General features: G+C 74.3%; 1 protein-coding gene, 1 tRNA gene and 1 pseudogene. 2 read left to right on the forward strand and 1 reads right to left on the reverse strand.

Annotation, left to right across the window (positions count from 1 at the left end):
• The first annotated feature begins 11 nt into the window (after positions 1–11).
• Together DBR36_RS15535 and DBR36_RS15540 are read left to right on the forward strand one after the other, a co-directional pair.
• Complete coding sequence (locus DBR36_RS15535; protein ID WP_108320620.1) at positions 12–941, forward strand: acetamidase/formamidase family protein; 930 nt, start codon at positions 12–14, stop codon at positions 939–941.
• Between the two features lie 58 nt (positions 942–999).
• Positions 1,000–1,091 (forward strand) — tRNA-Ser (locus tag DBR36_RS15540).
• Positions 1,092–1,131: 40 nt separating this feature from the next.
• Here the strand turns inward: DBR36_RS15540 and DBR36_RS17935 are convergent.
• A pseudogene (locus DBR36_RS17935) lies at positions 1,132–1,679 on the reverse strand (transglutaminase domain-containing protein); the annotation flags it as partial.

The following is a 1,679-nucleotide window of genomic DNA, read 5'->3' on the forward strand; positions in this document are numbered from 1 at the left end:
GTGGCCCCCCGATGAGCGACGTGACCCACTCCCTCGGCAGGGAGCACGGTCGCCCGGGCTTCGATGCCTCCGTTCCCGCGGCGTTGCGCATCCAGCCCGGCACGGGCGAGACGATCGCGTTCGAGACCGACGACGCCGTCTACGCCGAGCTGCACGAGCACGGCGACCTCGCGGCCCTGCGGGCGCCGATCAACCCGGTCACGGGCCCGGTGTACGTCGAGGGCGCGCGTCCCGGAGACGCCCTGGCGGTGCACGTGCACGAGATCCGCCTGGGCGCCTACGGCTGGTCGCAGAGCCTGCCGGGAGCGGGCGCCCTGCAGCATCGCATGCCCGATCGCGTCGTCAGCCGGCGGATCCCCATCGACGCCGAGGGGGTGCACCTGACCGACCGTCACGTGGTCGCGCCGCGTCCGATGATCGGGTGCATCGGCACCGCCCCCGCCCAGGGACGCAACTCGACGGTCATGCCGACGACGGCCCTCGGCGGCAACATGGACGTCACCGACGTCGCCCCCGGCGCCACCGTCTACCTGCCGGTCGAGGTCGAGGGCGCCCTGCTGTCGATCGGCGACATCCACGCCGTCATGGCGCGCGGTGAGTCGTCGTTCGTCGCGATCGAGGCGGCGGGCGTCGCGGTCGTCTCGATCGAGCTGATCCCGGATGCCGGGCTGCGGGCGCCTCGGATCGAGACGGCCGACGAGTGGGTCTTCGTCGGTCTGGGCGACCCGGTGCAGGAGAGCATCCGCCGCGGCTACGAGGACGTGTTCGACCACCTCGTGGACGAACGCGGGTGGGACCGGATGGACGCCTACGCCGTCATGAGTGCGCTCGTGCACAGCGAACTGGGCGGTCCCACCGGTTCCGAGCAGCCCGACCCCCTGCACCCGTTCCGCGCCGTCGGGGCGGTGACGCTGCACCGCCTGCCCAAGAGCGTCCTCTGACGGTCCGCCCGTCGACCGCGATTCGGACGAGCGCGGGGGCCGTGTAAGATCGACCCTTGGAAGTGTGTCCGAGCGGCCTAAGGAGCATGGCTGGAATCCATGTAGGCGGGGTAACTCGCCTCGCAGGTTCAAATCCTGTCACTTCCGCCAGACGAAGAGCGTCACCTGAAAGGGTGGCGCTCTTCGGCGTTCACCCCACCGTTTCGCGATCGGGGGCGGTCGTGACGGCGCCGGGGCGGACGACCAGGGCGCGAGGCAGCAGCCGCGCGCGAGCGCGGCGGCCGGTACCGACCCGCGCCGCCAGCGAGGCGCGCACCCGCTCGACGGCCGCGGCCAGCGCCGGACCGCGCGCGGGATCCGCGGCGTCGCCGGCGTAGCTCGCGCGCTCCAGTGCCTCGCGCAGCAGGTCGACGTCGTCGGCCTCGGCCCCGTGCTCCTCGACCAGTCGTGCGGCGAACGCGCGCGGGGACCCGGCACCGGGGGCGGGGATGCCGAGGTCCACCGCGTCCTCTCGCACGGCCGTCCACGCGGCCACGGGATCGCCCGCCCGCGCGTCGGCGAGGCGCCGGCGACGAAGCACCAGCCGGATCGCGCCCGGCGCGGCAGCCGCGACCAGCAGGACGAGCAGCGCCACGACCGGGACGACCCAGCCCGTGCCGACGCGCGTGCCGACGGTGCCGCCGGCGCCGCCCTGCGCGTCGATGTCGCCGCGGTCGGCCTGCGAGGGCGCGGCCGAGG

Origin of the sequence: Microbacterium sp. HMWF026 (assembly GCF_003061325.1) — a bacterium.
In the GTDB taxonomy this organism is placed as follows: Bacteria; Actinomycetota; Actinomycetes; order Actinomycetales; family Microbacteriaceae; genus Microbacterium; species Microbacterium testaceum_E.

Coding starts and splice junctions, on each gene's coding strand:
- DBR36_RS15535 (WP_108320620.1), top strand. CDS start 12: ATGAGCGACGTGACCCACTCCCTCGGCAGGGAGCACGGTCGCCCGGGC.